Annotated in this window: 17 protein-coding genes; 10 read left to right on the forward strand and 7 right to left on the reverse strand. The window is 60.9% G+C overall.

Annotated elements, in window-relative coordinates:
- Position 1: 1 nt before the first annotated feature.
- The 4 genes from ABL914_RS05520 (at position 2) to ABL914_RS05535 (ending at position 4,524) form a co-directional block, all read left to right on the forward strand.
- Positions 2 to 730 (forward strand): 3'(2'),5'-bisphosphate nucleotidase CysQ, encoded by a 729-nt coding sequence (locus ABL914_RS05520; RefSeq protein WP_391562211.1) that lies wholly within the window; start codon positions 2 to 4, stop codon positions 728 to 730.
- Positions 731 to 905: 175 nt separating this feature from the next.
- A complete protein-coding gene (locus tag ABL914_RS05525; protein ID WP_391562163.1) occupies positions 906 to 2,300 on the forward strand; it encodes a DUF1800 family protein in 1,395 nt (464 codons plus the stop codon).
- Between the two features lie 4 nt (positions 2,301 to 2,304).
- Entirely contained in the window at positions 2,305 to 3,444 is a 1,140-nt protein-coding gene (locus ABL914_RS05530) for a DUF1501 domain-containing protein (protein ID WP_391562164.1), read from the forward strand.
- A gap of 51 nt (positions 3,445 to 3,495) precedes the next feature.
- Entirely contained in the window at positions 3,496 to 4,524 is a 1,029-nt protein-coding gene (locus ABL914_RS05535) for a hypothetical protein (protein WP_391562165.1), read from the forward strand.
- On the opposite strand, the gene ABL914_RS05540 is transcribed toward ABL914_RS05535, so the two are convergent.
- Both ABL914_RS05540 and ABL914_RS05545 read right to left on the reverse strand, forming a co-directional pair.
- Positions 4,511 to 5,842 carry a M28 family peptidase gene (locus ABL914_RS05540; RefSeq protein WP_391562166.1) on the reverse strand — a complete coding sequence of 444 codons (1,332 nt, stop codon included), beginning with the start codon at positions 5,840 to 5,842 and terminating at the stop codon, positions 4,511 to 4,513. The two genes, ABL914_RS05535 and ABL914_RS05540, sit on opposite strands and share 14 nt — an antisense overlap.
- 59 nt (positions 5,843 to 5,901) lie before the next feature.
- Entirely contained in the window at positions 5,902 to 6,627 is a 726-nt protein-coding gene (locus ABL914_RS05545) for a VanW family protein (RefSeq protein WP_391562167.1), read from the reverse strand.
- An 86-nt stretch (positions 6,628 to 6,713) separates the two neighbouring features.
- Between ABL914_RS05545 and ettA the strand changes: the two genes are divergently transcribed.
- A complete protein-coding gene (gene ettA, locus ABL914_RS05550; protein ID WP_391562168.1) occupies positions 6,714 to 8,387 on the forward strand; it encodes an energy-dependent translational throttle protein EttA in 1,674 nt (557 codons plus the stop codon).
- Between the two features lie 9 nt (positions 8,388 to 8,396).
- Positions 8,397 to 8,939: a hypothetical protein gene (locus ABL914_RS05555; protein ID WP_391562169.1), complete on the forward strand. Its 543-nt coding sequence runs from the start codon at positions 8,397 to 8,399 to the stop codon at positions 8,937 to 8,939.
- 92 nt (positions 8,940 to 9,031) lie between these two features.
- Here the strand turns inward: ABL914_RS05555 and ABL914_RS05560 are convergent, their stop codons facing one another.
- Positions 9,032 to 9,334 carry a HigA family addiction module antitoxin gene (locus tag ABL914_RS05560; RefSeq protein WP_391562170.1) on the reverse strand — a complete coding sequence of 101 codons (303 nt, stop codon included), beginning with the start codon at positions 9,332 to 9,334 and terminating at the stop codon, positions 9,032 to 9,034.
- A complete protein-coding gene (locus ABL914_RS05565) occupies positions 9,334 to 9,615 on the reverse strand; it encodes a type II toxin-antitoxin system RelE/ParE family toxin (RefSeq protein ID WP_391562171.1) in 282 nt (93 codons plus the stop codon). The genes ABL914_RS05560 and ABL914_RS05565 overlap by 1 nt, the downstream gene beginning before the upstream one ends.
- A gap of 184 nt (positions 9,616 to 9,799) precedes the next feature.
- Here ABL914_RS05565 and ABL914_RS05570 point away from each other — a divergent pair, with 184 nt between their 5' ends.
- Entirely contained in the window at positions 9,800 to 10,750 is a 951-nt protein-coding gene (locus tag ABL914_RS05570) for an RcnB family protein (protein WP_391562172.1), read from the forward strand.
- 68 nt (positions 10,751 to 10,818) lie between these two features.
- On the opposite strand, the gene ABL914_RS05575 is transcribed toward ABL914_RS05570, so the two are convergent.
- Positions 10,819 to 11,376, reverse strand: a complete 558-nt coding sequence (locus tag ABL914_RS05575; RefSeq protein WP_391562173.1) for a cytochrome b — start codon at positions 11,374 to 11,376, stop codon at positions 10,819 to 10,821.
- A gap of 92 nt (positions 11,377 to 11,468) precedes the next feature.
- Here ABL914_RS05575 and ABL914_RS05580 point away from each other — a divergent pair, with 92 nt between their 5' ends.
- The gene (locus tag ABL914_RS05580; RefSeq protein ID WP_391562174.1) at positions 11,469 to 12,140 is read left to right on the forward strand and encodes a 2OG-Fe(II) oxygenase; all 672 of its coding nucleotides are present in this window, start codon (positions 11,469 to 11,471) and stop codon (positions 12,138 to 12,140) included.
- A gap of 11 nt (positions 12,141 to 12,151) precedes the next feature.
- Positions 12,152 to 13,957, forward strand: coding sequence for a DUF885 domain-containing protein (locus tag ABL914_RS05585; protein WP_391562175.1), 1,806 nt, complete (start codon positions 12,152 to 12,154; stop codon positions 13,955 to 13,957).
- Positions 13,958 to 13,976: 19 nt separating this feature from the next.
- On the opposite strand, the gene ABL914_RS05590 is transcribed toward ABL914_RS05585, so the two are convergent.
- Positions 13,977 to 14,837, reverse strand: a complete 861-nt coding sequence (locus ABL914_RS05590) for a PEP-CTERM sorting domain-containing protein (protein ID WP_391562176.1) — start codon at positions 14,835 to 14,837, stop codon at positions 13,977 to 13,979.
- Positions 14,834 to 16,426 carry a lysine--tRNA ligase gene (locus ABL914_RS05595; protein ID WP_391562177.1) on the reverse strand — a complete coding sequence of 531 codons (1,593 nt, stop codon included), beginning with the start codon at positions 16,424 to 16,426 and terminating at the stop codon, positions 14,834 to 14,836. The genes ABL914_RS05590 and ABL914_RS05595 overlap by 4 nt, the downstream gene beginning before the upstream one ends.
- A 211-nt stretch (positions 16,427 to 16,637) precedes the next feature.
- On the opposite strand from ABL914_RS05595, the gene ABL914_RS05600 reads away from it, so the two are divergent.
- Positions 16,638 to 17,366 (forward strand): LuxR C-terminal-related transcriptional regulator, encoded by a 729-nt coding sequence (locus ABL914_RS05600; RefSeq protein WP_391562178.1) that lies wholly within the window; start codon positions 16,638 to 16,640, stop codon positions 17,364 to 17,366.
- The last annotated feature ends 133 nt before the right edge of the window (positions 17,367 to 17,499 follow it).

Genomic DNA, 17,499 nt, shown 5'->3' on the forward strand with positions numbered 1-17,499 from the left:
CATGACCGACGCCCAGCTTGCTGCCCATCTGGCCAAAGTGGCCGGAAGGATTTTGTCCGAAGTGCGCGGCGCCGGAGTCTTTGCGGGCAAGGCGCTGGGCAAGGCTGGCGACCAGACCGCAAATCAGTTTCTGGTTCACGCCATCCGCGAACAGCGCCCCGATGATGGCCTGTTGTCCGAAGAGGAAAAGGACAATTTCGAACGGCTGGCCCATTCGCGGGTGTGGATTATTGACCCCGTCGATGGAACGCGCGAATTTGGCGAGGGCCGCAGTGATTGGGCGGTCCATGTAGGACTTGCGATTGATGGTGTGGCCAGCGTTGGCGCGGTTGGGCTGCCCGGACTTGGCCTGGTGCTTTGCAGCGATGTGGCCCAGCCGTTGCCACCCGCCCCGCAGCGCCCGCGGATGCTGGTCAGCCGGACCCGCCCTGCGCGAGAAGCGCTGGCGGTCGCCAAGGCGATCGGCGCGGATCTGGTCGAAATGGGCAGCGCCGGGGCCAAGGCCATGGCGGTGCTGCGCGGCGAGGCAGAGATCTACCTCCATACCGGCGGCCAATTTGAATGGGATAGCTGCGCGCCGGTAGCAGTGGCAGCGGCGCATGGCCTGCATGTCAGTCGGGTCGATGGATCGCCGCTGGTCTACAATCAGCCAGATACCTACATGCCCGATCTGCTGATCTGCCGCCCCGAATGGGCCGCCCAAGTTATCGCGCTGGCGGCAAGCTGCTGATCAGCGCGCGTCTAGAGTCTGTTTCTGCCAAACTGAAACAGAGCAACACTGGCCCGCTCCCACGTCAGTGGAACAAATTTTCGGCGCGACAATCGAATACACTTTGCGAAGTGACATCCCCGGCCTGCCAAGCCAGGATCATGGGGCCAATCGATTGATATGACGGAGCAGATGGATGGACCAGGCCGCAATTGCGCTGAACCGTTTTGGGCTGGGCGGTCTAGGCGATCAGGATCCGCCATCTGAGCCGCGCCGCTGGCTGGAAAGCCAGTTCGCCGCCTATCAGCCCGCACCTGCGATCATAGCTTCCCAAACCGGCTCAGCCAGGCTGATCGAGATGCTGCGCGAAGCCCGCGATGATCGGCGCGAACGCAAGGATGAAGCCAGAGCAGCGGGAACCGACCCCAAGCCCAAGGATGATAACCTGCCCGGTCCGTATCGTCCTTTGCGCGAGGTCTATATTCAAGCCGCCGGGGCCCGCATCACCGCCGCGCTTACCAGCCCGGCCCCATTCCTTGAGCGGCTGGTCCACTTCTGGTCAAACCACTTTGCTATCTCAATCGACAAGGTTTCCGCGCTGGGTTTGGCCGGTGCCTATGAGTTTGAGGCGATCCGCCCGCATTTGCTGGGCCGGTTTGGCGATATGCTGAACGCGGTGGAGCGGCATCCCGGAATGTTGCTCTATCTCGATCAGGCGGAATCAATCGGGCCCGAAAGCCCGCTGGGGACGCGTGCCGCACAGCGCGGCAAACAGCGCGGTCTGAACGAGAATTTGGCCCGCGAAATTCTTGAATTGCATACACTGGGTGTACGAACCGGATACAACCAGCAAGACGTAACCGAATTTGCCCGCGCGTTGACCGGCTGGACGCTGGGCGGAATTGCCAAACAGCCTGCCTTGCGCGGGCCGGGACCAAAATTCTGGTTTGCCGCCGTAATTCACCAGCCCGGCACGCGCACAATCATGGGCAAACGTTATGCCCAAAGCGGCGAAGCACAGGCGCAAGCCGTGCTAGACGATCTGGCCGCGCATCCGTCCACCGCCAAACATATCGCTACCAAGCTGGCCCGCCATTTTGCCGGCGATGTTGTGCCGATCGCTTTGGTAACGCGGCTTGAAAAAACGTTCCTATCGACCCGCGGCGATCTGCCATCGCTATATAGGGTTCTGATGGACGCGCCCGAAGTGTGGGGCGGCACTGCCAAGTTTCGCAGTCCGTGGGATTGGACCCTTGCAGCACTTCGCGCGACCGGGATCAAATCGCTGCCCGGAAAATCCGCCGCTGGCACTCTGCAACAGCTTGGCCAGCCGATCTGGAAGCCAAGTTCGCCTGCCGGATATGATGATCTTGCAGAAAGCTGGGCCGGCCCCGATGCACTGGTGCGCCGGGTTGAAGTGGCGCAGCGGCTGGCGCAGCGCAGCGGCGCCGGTATCGATGCGCGCAAATTGGCAGGGCGTCTGTTTGCGGGCGCGCTATCCCCTTCTACCGCAGCGGCGATCCAACGGGCCGAAAGCGGTGAACAGGCGCTGGCACTGCTGCTGGCTGCCCCTGAAATGATGCGGAGGTAATCCAATGCTGCTTCACCGTCGCCAAATTCTTGCTGCCACGGCTGCCTCACTGCTGCTGCCGCAAGTATCGTTTGCCAAGGCCGCAACCGAACGCCGCCTGGTCTTTGTGATCCAGCGCGGGGCCGCCGATGGCCTGGCTACGCTCGCTCCAACAGGCGATCCTGGCTATGCCAGTTTGCGCGGTGATCTGGCCGAAGACCTGCTGGGCTTGCCCAAACTTTCGGGCATGTTCGCGCTGCATCCCGCGCTCAAACAGATCAACGCAATGTACGGGGCCAGGCAAGCGCTGTTCGTCAATGCGGTGGGGCTGCCATATCGCGATCGTTCGCACTTCGATGCCCAGAACGTGCTCGAAACCGGTGGTGCGCTGCCGTATGACCGGCCGGATGGCTGGATGAACCGGTTGCTTGGTCTGCTGCCTGCGGGTGAGCGGGGGCTGGCAATTTCAGCCACAATCCCTACCGCGCTGCGCGGTCCGGTTCAGGTTTCCAGCTTTGCTCCCAGTGCGCTACCAGATGCTTCGGCAGATTTGCTGCAACGGGTTGGTTCGATGTACGCCGATGACGCGCAGCTCCACCCGTTGTGGGAAGAGGCGATGCAAACCCGGGCAATGGCGGGTGATCTGGTCGGCAGCAATGCCAAGGGAGCCTTGGCGGCGGGCAAGCTGATTGGATCGCTGATGAAGGGCGCCGAAGGCGCGCGGGTGGTGATGGTGGAAACCACCGGTTGGGATACCCACGCCGGCCAGCGCGCCCGGCTGAACAATCAGCTGGAAGGACTTGATGCGATGCTGGGTGCATTGCAGGCGGATCTGGGCCCGGTCTGGGCTGATACGCTGGTGGTCGTCGCAACCGAATTTGGCCGCACCGCCGCTGTCAACGGCACCGGCGGAACCGATCATGGCACCGCCTCTTTGGCCATGCTGCTGGGCGGGACGGTGGCTGGCGGACGCATTGTGTCAGACTGGCCAGGCCTTGGTCAAAGCCAGCTTTACGAGGGCCGTGATCTGAAGCCGACTATGGGTCTGGATGCGGCAATCGGCACCGCGGTGGCGGAGCACTTTGGGCTGGATCCAGCGATGGCTTTGCCGCAGCTGTTTCCGGGCAGCAAGGATCCAAGGATCAGCGGGCTGATCCGGGGATAAAGCCCCGCGCCACGCTTGCCGCTGGCCAAGCCGCGCGCCCACAAGCGCACTATGCTTGCCCGCCTCCCGCGCCCATTTGCCGTGCTGATTGCTCTGCTGTTTGCAGCAGCACTGGGTTGGTGCCTGGCCGCGCCAGAGCAGGCCTTGGTCAAGGCAGCTGCGGGCAACTACACCGATATGCAGCTGTACCGCGATATCACGGCGCAGATGGATCGCGGCGCAGGGTATTACGCTGCGGCCACCAGCCAGCAGCGCCTGCATGAATATCCCACCAAACCATTCGTAACGGTACGCTTGCCAACGCTTTATTGGCTGGCCAGCAAGATCGGATGGGGCAATCTGGGATCGATCGAAATTGCCCTATTGCTGGCCAATGCGCTGGTTTGGCCGCTGGCAATGCCGCAGCCGCTGAGGCGGGCCGAACGGATCGGGGCCGGGATTGCAATCTTTCTGGGCGGCTTGGCCTGCGCCTCGCCAGCACTGACCCCAATGAGCGAGATCTGGTGCGGATTGCTGGTTTCGCTCGCTGCGGCGCTCAGGCTTTGGCGCAAAGGATCTTGGTGGCTGCCGCTGGCCTGCATAGCTGCGGCGCTGACGATCCGCGAGCTGGCTTTCGGCTTTGTAATTCTGGCAGCAGCTTTGGCGATTTTTGAAGGCAAACGCCGCGAAGTTGTGGCCTGGCTTGTGCTGACAGTGCTCTTTGCCGGGGGGCTGCTGATCCATGCCATGGCCGTCGCGCCGCATGTCCAGCCGGGTGACTTAAGCTCTCCGGGGTGGAGCAGCGGACTTGGCCTGCGCGGTTTGTTGCAAGCTCTGGTTGGCACCACACTGCTTCAGCAATTGCCGCGCGCCCCGGCGATGGCGCTGGCGCTGCTGCCGATGCTGGGCTGGCTGGCGCTGGAATGGCGCAGCGGAAAATTCGCGCTGCTATGCCTGGCCGGATATGGTCTGGCGATCGCACTGTTCCCCCGGCCCGACAATTTCTATTGGGGCTTCCTGCTGCTGCCAATGTGGTTTGCCGGGCTGGCGCTGGTTCCGCGAGGGCTGTGGCAGCTGGGCGGTGCGATCAGGAACCGCTGATCGCGCCGGTTTCCATACCCAGAATTCGCAGGACAATCGCCCAAACCATCACGTTTTGTTGCAGCTGCGCCGGATCGATCTTGTCCAGCGTATCATCAGGCGTGTGGTGAAAATCGAAATAGCGGGTGCCATCCTGCTCCAGATCGATCACTCCCAGCTTCTGCGCGGCAATGATCGCGCCCACATCAGCGCCGCCGCTAGCCTTGTCTCCGCCCGCCGCAACCCCCAGCGGCGCGAGAGCTGCTGCGATCCGATCACGCAGCGGTTTGTTCGCCTCTGCCAGGTTGAACTGCACCCGCCAGATCCGGTCTGCCCCGAAATCGCTTTCCATTGCCGCACCGTGCGGCTCGCCGGCGTGGGCCTTGGCATAAGCCGCGCCGCCAAATACGCCAATTTCCTCTGATCCGGCCCACAGCACCCGGATTGTCCGGCGCAGCTGCCCGCCTTCGTTGGCGCGCAAAGCCGCTGCGGTGATGATCCCGCAGCCAGCTGCATCATCAAACGCCCCGGTTGCCAGATCCCAGCTATCAAGATGACAAGCAATCAGAATCGGCGGCAGTGCCGGATCGCTGCCCGGCAGCTCGGCAATCACATTGCCCGAAGGCATGTTTGGCTGAGCCTTGCCTTCCAGCACCAGATTGATCGCCATCGGCTTGCCGCTGCGCGCGACCCGCGCAATCAATTCGGCATCGGGCAGTGATACCGCCCCGGCTGGAATGGCGGCGGTACCTTCAGGCCAGCTGGTTGCCCCGGTGTGGGGATTGCGGTGCATATCAGTCCCGATCGAGCGGATTACCACGCCGGCCGCACCCTTGCTGGCCGCGATACCCGGACCTTGCCGCCGCGCCTGGCCAAATGGGCCATAGGCCGAGCCATCCTGGGTGCGGGTCATGGCGTGATCGATAAAGGCGATCTTGCCAGTGAGCGAGCCTTGCGGCGCAGCTTTCAGCGCGTCCAGTGTCGGGAAATAGACCAATTCGGCAGAAAGCCCGCCCGCCGGGGTTGGCGCAGAATAGCCCAGCGCGGTGATGTGCAATTTGTGCGGGTAAGGCGCGGTCAGCATTGCGGTTTCCGCCCCGCGCACAAAGCCGGTGACTGTGAACGGCTCAATCCGGATGTTCTTGAAGCCGAGCGCGGCCAGCCGGGCGGTTGCCCATTGCCGGGCCTTGGCCTCCTGCGCCGATCCAGCCGGGCGCGATCCGATTTCGGTCGTGAGATCGGCGGTGATATCCCAGGCGACCTGATCGGCCGGGCCAGAAGTGGCGGCGGTGGACAGCAGCAGAGCGGAAAGCGCAGCAGCGCGAAGGGTGTTGTTCATAGCGGCGTGGCTATCGGCCCGGCAGCCGCTTGGCAAGGCGCTGGCTAAGAGTTCATGACCTAGATCGCGTATCGATCTGAGCTGACCAGATCGCCCGAACGGAACAACAGGACCGACCGGTGATCGGCATGGTCAGTGCGGTCGATCCGGATCGATTGTTCCGGCACCTCACCTTCGGCGTTCAGCCAGGCGCGCAGTTCCATTCCCTCCACCGCCAGCCGCAGCACCACCGGCACACCCAGCCGGTTCTCCAGTCGCAGGTCCTTCCACGGCCAGACCACCGTTGCATCGAGCCCCAGAGGGGTGAAGCGCTCACCCTCGCTCTGATACAAATCGCGCGAATGCGGGTGGCGCTCGGCAATATGCAGCCCGCCGCGCAGCCCCAGTTCATAGACGATCCCCGATAGCTGGCATAGTCCGCCGCCCAGATCGCCGGTCGCGGTGTCATCGCGGATCGTGCGTCCCACAGCAAACCCGCGCGCGCCGGTCGGCTGGCCGATCCAGTGCCAGAACGAAAACAGCTCGCCCGGCGCAATCAGAACGCCATCCAGAACCGCAACACCCCGCCGCAGGTTGGCAAGCTTTCCTTCCCACAGTGGACTTTGCTTGATCGGCTGCTCAATCGAAACAACCACTGGGCGATCCGAAACCGGAGCCATCTGGCGAGCCAAGCGGGAGTGGCTGCCGGTCAGTTGATCACGCCCAGCCCGGCGCAACCCGGCCACGCCGCGCCGCAGCGGCAGCGGCACCCAGCGCCGTAATGCCTGGCGCAAAGCCGTCAGCATACCCGATCAACCATGCTTGCCCCCTGCTTCACGCCCCTGTAGAGGCGCGCCAAACCACTTTGCAAGCTTACCAGAAGGACCGCCAGATGGCCGCGCAATATGCCTATGTCATGAAGGACATGACCAAGACTTTCCCCGGCGCACCAAAGCCGGTGCTTTCGAACATCAGCCTGCAATTCTATCAAGGCGCCAAGATCGGCATCGTTGGCCCCAACGGCGCGGGTAAATCAACCCTGATCAAGATCATGGCCGGGATCGACAAGGACTATACTGGCGAGGCTTGGCCGGGCGAATACATCACGGTCGGCTATCTGGAGCAGGAACCGGAACTCGATCCGACCAAGACCGTGCTCGAGAATGTTAAGATGGGCGCCAAGGACACCGCCGACATGGTCGACCGGTTCAACGCCATCGGCATGGAAATGGGCGAAGACGGCGCCGATTTCGATGCGCTGGGTGCGGAAATGAGCGAGCTTCAGGACAAGATCGATGCGGTTGATGGCTGGACGCTGGACAACCAGCTTGAGATCGCAATGGAAGCGCTGCGCTGCCCGCCGGGCGATTGGCCGGTTGAGAACCTCTCTGGCGGTGAAAAGCGCCGCATCGCCCTCACCCGGTTGCTGATCCAGAAGCCTTCGATCCTGCTGCTGGATGAACCGACCAACCACCTCGACGCGGAATCGGTTGAATGGCTGGAAAACCATCTCAAGGAATACGCCGGTGCGGTGCTGATGATCACCCACGATCGCTACTTCCTCGATAACGTCGTCGGCTGGATCCTTGAGCTCGATCGCGGGAAATACTTCCCCTACGAAGGCAACTATTCAACCTACCTTGAAACCAAGGCCAAGCGGATGTCGCAAGAGGAGCGCGAGGAAAGCGGCAAGCAAAAGGCGCTGGCCCGCGAACTCGAATGGATCCGCCAGACCCCGGCCGCGCGCCAGGTTAAAAGCAAGGCCCGTATCCGCAAGTTTGAGGAACTGCAAAACGCGCAGGATAACCGCGCGGTTGGCAAGGCCCAGATCGTCATCCAGGTGCCAGAGCGGCTGGGCGGCAAGGTGATCGACGTGCAGGGCATCACCAAGGCCTACGGCGACAAGCTGTTGTTCGAAGACCTTTCGTTCATGCTCCCGCCGGGCGGAATCGTGGGCATCATCGGCCCCAACGGTGCCGGTAAATCAACCCTGTTCCGGATCCTGACCGGCCAGGAACAGCCCGATAGCGGCGTGGTTGATATCGGCAGCACGGTGCGGCTTGGCTATGTTGATCAAAGCCGCGACGATCTGACTGCGGGCAACAACGTCTGGCAGGAAATCAGCGGCGGGCACGATTACATGACCGTCAACAAACAGGAAATGAGCACGCGGGCCTATGTCGGCGCATTCAACTTCAAGGGCGCAGACCAGCAGAAGAACGTCGGCAAGCTCTCAGGCGGTGAACGTAACCGGGTCCACATGGCCAAGATGCTCAAGCAAGGCGGCAACGTGCTGCTGCTTGATGAACCGACCAACGATCTTGACGTTGAAACCTTGGCCGCGCTCGAAGAAGCAATCGAAAACTTCGCCGGCTGCGCGGTGGTCATCAGCCACGACCGCTTCTTCCTCGATCGCCTCGCCACCCACATCCTCGCCTTCGAAGGCAACAGCCACGTCGAATGGTTCGAAGGCAACTTCGCGGCTTATGAAGATGACAAGCGGAGAAGGCTGGGCGATGCTGCGGATCGGCCGACCAGGTTGGCGTATAAGAAGCTGACTAGGTGACGCCCGGCAATGCGGTATGGATCAATCGAATATGCTTATGCCGCTCCCATCGCCGAAGCGCTTGCCCAGTCTGACGGCTTCAAAAAATGGATTGTCAGTCAGACACGGTTTTCTGCCGATAGCGATGCCCGACTGCTTCACGAAGAGATGCGTGAAACACGGTCTCAAGTCGCGGAAAACTGGTGGCGGTCGCATTTTACCGAGACGTGCCGTTGCCGCGGATGCAGCGGCCAAGAAACAGATCTACTCGCGATCTTCGAGAGGCCGACTGGCGGACGGTTCGCGCTTCACTGCGAGATCAAGCAACCTCTCGACAAGTTCCCGTCTGGCAAGAATCAAGGGATAAACTACAATCTTCGCGCTAGATGCTGGTCACGGTCCTCGCCAAGAAACGTGCTAAGCCATGACGATGCCGACACAGTGCTTTTTTGCAGCAAATTCCGCGTCGAAGATTATGGAGACAACGCCAAGGCATTCGGCGCGATTATCACCTTCCAGCAGATTGCACGTGAATTTCCAGAGATCGGTAAAACGCTTGGTGCAGCGAATTAACGCCCTGCCGCTGTACTCTGCCCAACTCGACCTGGGGGCCCATTCAGGGAGCATGGCACTGGGCCCCAAAGTCCGGGGACACAATACTGGATCTAAGCCACCTTCTTCACCCGCTCCAACCCAAGTTCCCCCTCGCGCAACCGGGCTTGCGCAATGTCATAGGCCGCCTGCATCCGCATCAAAGTATCCGCCGAAATCCCGAAGGCCTTCTCAAACCGCATCGCCATGACAGCCGAAAGGCTGGCATGGCCGTTGAGGAACAGGCTCATGTTCTGGCGGCTCACGCCGAGGTTCGCAGAGACTTCGGTCACGGTCAGACCGAGATGATCGACATAGGTCCGCCGCAGCCACGGCCCAGGATGAACGAAGTTCAATGGGTGCATCTTGAGTGCCATCAGTGGTAATCCTCTAAATCGAGTTCGGCGATCGCGTGATCGTCTTGCTTGATAAATGTCAGTCGCCAATTCCGAGTCACAGTCATTGCAAAGGTCCCTTTGCGATTCCCGGTCAGCGCATGGAATCCGTAATTAGGCGGCACGGCCAGCCCTTCAAACTCCGCCGTGATGGCAATGAAGGTGAGCATATCGACCAACCGCTGTGGCTCAATCAGCCCTTTTGACTGACCTTCCAGAAACAGCTGCCGCAGCGCTTTGTGCCGAATGCTCACGATCTCCATTGTCCGTCATGTAATACATGACAGCGCTCCCGTCAAGTCATGCATGCCGCCAGCATTCATCAAACCCGCCCCAAACATGAACGAACACCTTAACAACCCATTCACCCTGCCGACAGCGCGAATCGGTTAGCACTGCATGCAATGGTCGTCGGCGAGTGTCCGGCGCGTTGGATGGAGGTCGGCTATGGCCGTCACTAAAACAAGGAATTCGTGGCATTTGGGCGTGATTGCCGCAGCACTTGCTTCGGCGGCGCTGCCCGGTGCGGCTTTGGCCAATGCGGGCGATGGCCCGGGCTGGCGCAATTCCGGCGAAGGCGGGAATGTTCGCCAGGAACGCAGCGATGATGATCGCGGCGGCCGCCGCAATCAGGATCGCTCGTGGCAGCAGCAAGCCCCGCAGCAGCAGCAACAGGCCCCGCAGCAACGCCAAGGCGGCTGGGCTCCTCCGCAGGGCCAATCCCCGCAGGCCCAGGCTCCGCAAACCCAGGCACCGCCGCCGCAGGCTCGCCAGCAAGGCGGCTGGAATCGCGGTCAGCCAGCACAGCAGCAGCAGACCCAGAACGCTGGCCGGCAGGATCGGCCCAGCTGGCAGGGCGGCGACCGGCGCGGGCAGCACCAGCAGCAGAGCCAGCAAAGCCCGCAGCACCAGCAGGGTCAGCCCGGTTGGCAGGGCGGCAATCGCCAGCAAGGCGGCTGGGCCGATCACAATCGGCGCGATGATCATCAGCGCGATGCCAGGCAACATGATGAACGCCGCGATGGCCGACTGGGCCACTGGAATCCGCGTGATCACAGCCAGCGCAGCTATCGTAACGGCGGAGACCACCGCTGGGATCACCGCTGGCGCGACAACCGCCGCTATGACTGGTTCTCATACCGGCGCAGCCATCCGAACTATTATCAGGCCGGATCCTATTACGCGCCCTATCGCAACTACCGCTATCACCGGGTCAGCGTTGGCTTCTTCCTGGATGCGCTGTTCTTCGGCGATCGCTATCAGATCAATGATCCCTGGCAGTACCGTTTGCCCGATGTTTACGGCCCCTATCGCTGGGTCCGCTATTACAACGATGCCGTGCTGGTTGATAGCTACAGTGGCGAAGTGGTTGACGTGATCTACAACTTCTTCTGGTAGTTACCCGCCAGACAGACGAAGGGCCCCGGCACCAAGGTGTCGGGGCCCTTTTCGTTTCGGGCAAAAGGCTATTTGAGCCAGGGAACCATCCGCCGCATCGTGCCATCCTTGTCTATCAGGTGATGCTTGATCGCACCTGCGACATGCAGCGCAAACAGCAGCAGCATCAGCGTGCCCAAGATTTCATGCATTTCGTGGAACATCCCGGCGGTCGGCTTGTCATGGCCAACCGGCAGCGCGGGCACTGTTATCAGGCCGAACAGCGAAACCCCGGCGCCCTTGGTGAAGCTGGAAGACATCGCCCAGCCCGAAAGCGGAATTGCCAGCATCAGGAAGTAGAACACGGCATGCGTCACTTTTGACAAAGCGGCCTCCCACGCCTTCAGCGTTTCGACCAGCGCCGGCGGCTGCTTTGACATCCGCCAGACAATCCGCAGCACCGTCAGCATCAGGATCGTGATCCCGATCGCCTTGTGGTTGCCGATCAGCTTCATCTCTTCCGCTTCGGGCATGCCTTCAGCAGCCCATGCGGCCGCGAAATTGAGGACGATCAGCACGGCAATCAGCCAGTGCAAGATGATGGCGCCGCGCGAATAGCGCGCTGCTGCGATGCTGGGTGTGTTCATGGGGCGGGAAACTGGCGCAAATGCCCAGCGCGGGCAAGTCAAAACCCGCAGCGCCCTCTTGCCCTTGCCGATCAATCGGTTAGGCAGGGTGAATGAGTTTTGCCGATGCCCCTGCCCCCGATAAGGTTGCGCTGCTGCGGGTGGGCTCGCACGTTCGCCGCAAACTGGATGCGAACCCGGCCAGCCAGCGGATCGGATCCGATCGGGCCGAAATCTGGTTTGTCCCGCACTTTCTGGATGAGGTTGAATGCGCCGAAACGATCCGGATGATCGATCGTACCGCCCAGCCTTCAACCGTGCTGGATCACGGCCATAGCGAAGTGTGGCGGACCAGCAGCTCTGGCAATGTTGAGCCGAACGATCCTTTTGTCCGGAAAATAGAAAGCCGGATCGATGCGCTGCTGGGCATTCCCCACCCCTGGGGTGAAACGATGCAGGGCCAGCGTTATGAAGTGGGCCAGGAATTCAAACATCACCTCGATCTGTTCTGGACCAAGGCGGAATACTGGAAACAGGAAGTAAAGCACGGCGGGCAGCGATCGTTCACCGCGATGATCTTTCTCAACGATGTTGCGGAAGGCGGGAACACGGCCTTTACAAACCTGGACTTTGAAGTGCGCCCCGAACGCGGATCCTTGCTTATCTGGAACAACAACAAGCCCGATGGCTTGCCCAATGAAGATACCATGCACGCCGGCACGCCGGTGATCAAAGGCACCAAATACATCATCACCAAGTGGTATCGATCGCGCAAATGGGGCTGATCCGCGGACCCATGCTCAGCCGCAGGCGGTTTGCGGCGGGAAGCCTTGCATTTGGCGCGGGGCTGGCATTGCCGGCGGCAGCATCGGCGCAAAACAGCGCCGAAGATGTGCGGCTGATGGAGCTGCTGCACGAACTTTCGCGCCGGCAAGACGCGCTTGATCCGCTGGGCCCGATCGATCGGGGGGGCGGCCCTGATGCTGCGGTATTCCGGCAGAGTTTCACCTCCAGCGAAACAACCGCCGAGCGATCCTTGATCAAATGGGCCTTGCAGCGTCTGGCCCGGATCGATCGGATGCGGCTGGGCGCTGAGCGGCAGATTTCGTATGATTCGATCCTTGCTGATCTGCGCGAAGAAGCCGAATGGCTGCGCCCGGATATTGTCGCACTTACCGCGGTCAGGCCGTTCAACCACTTTGGCGGGCTGCACATCGATTTTGCTTCGATCGTCGCCAAAGGGGGCGAGCTGAACTATGCCAGCGCGGCCGATTACCGCCGCAATCTTGATTACATCGATGCCTTTGCGCAGGTGATTGATAATGCGATCGCGCGCTTTCGCGAAGGCATTGCCAGCGGTGTGGTGGAAAGCCAGCTAACCGTGCGCAACATGATCGCGCAGATCGATGCCTTGCTGGTCCAGCCGCCAGAAAGCTCACCCTTCACATCACCTGTGCGGGAATTTCCACTGGCGATACCCCCCGCGCAGCAAGATGAATTGGCCCGGCTTTACAACCAGTCCGCAGCCAACCGGATCTATCCCGCGTACCAAAAATTTCGCAATTTCCTGGCGGATGAATACCTGCCCGAAGCGCGCGAGGCAGTTGGCATTTCGGCGATGAAGGGCGGCGCCAGTTACTACCGACTGGCGATCAGGAAGCACACCACCTTGCGGCTGGATCCCGAAGCAATCCACAGATTGGGCCTGGGCGAAGTTGCCCGGATCCAGAACGAGATGGACGGGGTCAAACGGGCGCTGGGGTTCGGCGGCCCGCTGCGCGATTTTTTTGATCATATGCGCACCAGCCCACGGTTTCACCCCAAAACCCGCGCAGAACTGGCCGATGGCTTTGCCCAAGCGGCCAGGGCGGTTGATGCCCAGGTGCCCAGATTCTTTGATCGCGTGCCCAAGACCAGGCTCGAAATCAGGCCCTACCCGGCCTACCGCGAAAAGTACGAGGCTGGCGGCAGTTACAATCAGGGATCGCCCGATGGCCGGCGGCCGGGGACGTTTTTCTACAACGCCTATGATCTGCCCAGCCGCTTTCTGACCGGCATCACCACGCTCTATCTGCATGAAGGCGCGCCGGGGCACCATTTTCAGGTCAGCCTGGCCCTTGAGGATACCAGCTTGCCCGATTTCCAGCGGTTTGACGGCAACAATGCCTATGTCGAAGGCTGGGCGCTCTATGCCGAAACACTCGGCTTCGAAATGGGCCTGTTCAAGGATCCGATGCAGCACTGGGGCACGCTGGATGATGAAATGCTGCGGGCGATGCGGCTGGTGGTTGATACCGGGCTGCACGCCAAGGGCTGGAGCCGCGATCAGGCGATTGATTATATGCTGGCCAATTCAGGCATGGGCAAAAGCGATGCGACCGCCGAGGTTGAGCGCTACATCGCCTGGCCAGGACAGGCGCTGGGTTACAAGATCGGCGCGCTGACAATCCAGCGGCTGAAGCGCAAAGCGCAGGCTGGCCTGGGCCCGCGGTTCGATGTGCGCCAGTTTCACACTGTTATATTGGGTTCGGGCGCGCTGCGGATGTCTGTTCTTGAGGCGAAGGTTGATCGCTGGATTGCTGCGCTGCAGGGCCCGGCATAAACGCTGATCGCGGATCTGGTTAGTGGCAGATTTTCTGGCGCAACTGTTGCGCCGCAATCCGCTGTAACGCGGCGACTATGGCGGGCTTGATCCCCAGTTCCCGCGCCGCGCTTTCATGGCGGCCCAGCCGGCGTGGATCGATCCGGGTAACGGCACCAAATGCAACCAGCGCTTCCAGATAATAACCCTCGGTTGAACCGTGATAACTATCCGCTGCCCACAGATTTATCTGGCCGGGTTTGATCCCGTCAAAGGGGTTGGGATCGGCCAGTTGGCGATCAAAGGCGCGGTTCCAGGCCAAGCCGACCGGGACCGTGGCGGCAATGGCTGGCACCGCGGCGATCGCATCGCAGCTTGCTGCCTGTAGGTCATCGGCCATGCGGGTGATTGGTTTGCCAGACCAGCGCGCGCCCGGCTGCCAGACAAGATCGGCGCGCGACCATGTGGCAACCAGCAACACCCGCACATTGGGATTGGCGGCAATGGCCAGCCCCGTCAGCGATTGTGCGCCGGCCAGATGCCGCGCCGGATCACCGGGGCGATCCTTGTCCAGGGTCGAATACCCTTGCAGCAGCACCACATCCCACGGCCGTGTCAGCACCGCAGCGCGGTTTTCAAAATGCCAGACCAGATCCTTGCCCGGCGAAGTTTCAAGGCTGACCTGCCAATCAAGCTTCAACTGATCGGCGAAAGTCTTGAACAGTGCCGGGACCCCGCCAATCCGATCACCGCCCAGATCATGGACTCGCTCTGGATGAAACCGCTGCACCGGTGATCCGGCACCAAAGGTAAAGCTGTTGCCGATGAACAGGACCGATTTTGCCCCGGCCGGGACCGATAGCGCCAGCAATCCCAGCGCCAGGCCCAGCCTGCGGATCAAGCCAGCGCCTCGGCAATCAGGCGCCGCGTGTTGGCCACGCCATACAAGGCGATGAAACTGCCCATCCGCGGACCCTGGCTGGATCCCAGCAGTGTTTCATACAGCGCCTTGAACCAGTCGCGCAGATTCTCGAAACCATGATCGGGGTTCTTGCCGATCTCATAGACCATGGTCTGAAGATCTTCGGCACTGGCATCTGCAGCAGTGCCGGCAAGTGCAGCGTCAAGCGCAGCCAGCGCCTTGGCCTCATTCGCATCGGGGCTGCGGCGTTGCAGCGTTGGCGCGATGAAATCGCGGTTGGTGGCCAGTGCCTTGTCAACCAGACTGCCAAGCTCAGGATGCTTGGCCGGATCGGCATCAGACACATAATTTCCCAGATAAGACCAGACCTGATCGCTGGTCGCCCCGGCCCCCAATACCCCAACCAGGTTCAGCAACAGGCTGAAGGTTACGGGCAGCTTGTCACCATCTCCGCCGTGGTAGCCATTTGCGCGCAGCAGATGCCATACGGGATTGCCCAGCTGTTGTTCGATCGGCTGGCTGGCCAGCTTTTCGCGAAACTGCCAATATTCATCGACGTTCTTGGGGATGATCCCGGTGTGCAGGCTCTTGGCGCTTTTGGGTTCGCGGAACAGGAACAGCCCCAGGCTTTCCTCGCTGCCATAGGTCAGCCATTGATCGATGGTCAGGCCATTACCCTTGGATTTGGAAATTTTCTGTCCCTCTTCGTCAAGGAACAGCTCATAGATCAGGCCTTCGGGCGGCGTAGCGCCCAGCGCCCGCGTGATCCGGCCGCTTTCGCGCACCGAATCAGTAAGATCCTTGCCGCACATCTCATAATCAACGCCCAGCGCGACCCAGCGCATCGCCCAATCGACCTTCCACTGCAGCTTCGCATTGCCGCCAAAGATGCAGCTTTCGACCATTTCGCCATGGTCTTCAAAGCGGACCATGCCAGCCGCGGCATCGATGACTTCGACCGGCACCTGCAACACCTGATGGGTCTTGGGGCTGACCGGCAGGACCGGCGAATAGGTCTGGCGGCGTTCTTCGCGCAGGGTAGGCAGCATGATGTCCATGATCGCTTGCCAGTGGCGCAGGATACCCTTCAGCGCATCGTCAAACGCGCCCGAATTATATTGGTCGCTTGAAGAGACGAACTCATATTCAAATCCGAACCGGTCCAGAAATGTGCGCAGCATCGCATTGTTATGGTGCGCGAAACTCTCATACTTGCCAAACGGATCTGGAATCCGGCTAAGCGGATGGCCCAGATAGGCGGTCAGCAGACCTTGGTTGGGCATGTTGTCGGGCACCTTGCGAAGCCCGTCCATATCATCGCTGAACGCAACCAGCCGGGTTGGCGCGCCGCCGCTTAACTCTTCATAGGCGCGCCGCACCAGCGTGGTGCGCAGCACTTCCTGAAAGGTGCCGATGTGCGGCAGGCCGCTGGGGCCATAGCCGGTTTCAAACAGCACCGCCGTGCCGCCGGGTTTCCCATTGGGATACCGCTTGATCAGCTTGCGCGCTTCCTCAAATGGCCAAGCCTTGGAAACCTGTGCGGCGTCATGCAATGCAGTATCGTTCATGGTGAGCGGGCTTTCGCGGAGCGGCTGGCTTTGTGCAAGGCGAAAAGCGTCCGGCAGCCGTAACGGCCGGTTCGCCTGCGCCACTCCAGATCCGCCAAGCCAGGCCCTCAGTTGTCCAGAAATGGGACTGAGTTGCCCGCGCAGCCTTTGTAGAATCGCCCAGGACATGTCAGCAAGCGCCACCTTCGTACCAAAATGAGAAACCCACCTTGTGCTGCTGACTTCGATTGCCCGGCTTCGCCAAGCCAAAGACAGCGCTGCATTCAAGCTGGCGGTTGTTGATATCTCCAAGGCCAGCGGGTTCGGGGCATGCTTCATAATTTCGCCGGTGGCGCGCAACACCTGGCAAGGCCGCGTCCTCGACAATTTCGGTTTTGATGAGCGTTGGGCCAAAGCTTATCGCAAGGGACTTTACCGGATTGATCCACTGCCTGAAATTGCCCTTGCCCACGGCCTTCCTTTTCGTTTGGGTGAAGCTGGAAAGCTACTCAAACTGAACAAGTCTGAGCAGCGCTATTTGGCTATCCTTGATCGCGGCGGTGCCAGCGATGCAATTGCCTTTCCAACATTTGGCAGCGGCGCGCGCACTGCGATCATCTGCTTTGGGCATCACCCAAACCCGCAGCAATTGACCGACATGATCGTGCTGGAACTGCACGTGCAGCTGCAAGCCGCCTATCATGAGTTCTGCAGGATACTATCGCATGAAACGGCGCTTGAGAACGAGTTATCGATCCGCGAAAAGGACGTTCTGTATTGGCTAACCCAAGGTAAGAGCAATTCGGCCATTGCCCAGATTCTGGAAATCTCAGCCGGCACGGTCGATACCTATTTGCGCCGTGTCTTTCAAAAAATGAACGTTACTGAACGGGTTGGTGCCGCCATGGCCGCCGTTCGCTATGGTTATGTGATTCCGGGGGAATTTCCCCGCCCGGGTTGATTGCATAAGGCGAACCGCCGTGTCCATCAATCACGGGACTGGTCGCCAGCCCCACCGCCTCATAGCCTGCTCCCAGCTTGGAACAATACCAGGCGGGTTGGTCGCGAGAATGCTGGGCATCGGTAACGGTTGG

This window comes from Novosphingobium sp., assembly GCF_040079535.1.
Lineage (GTDB): Bacteria > Pseudomonadota > Alphaproteobacteria > Sphingomonadales > Sphingomonadaceae > Novosphingobium.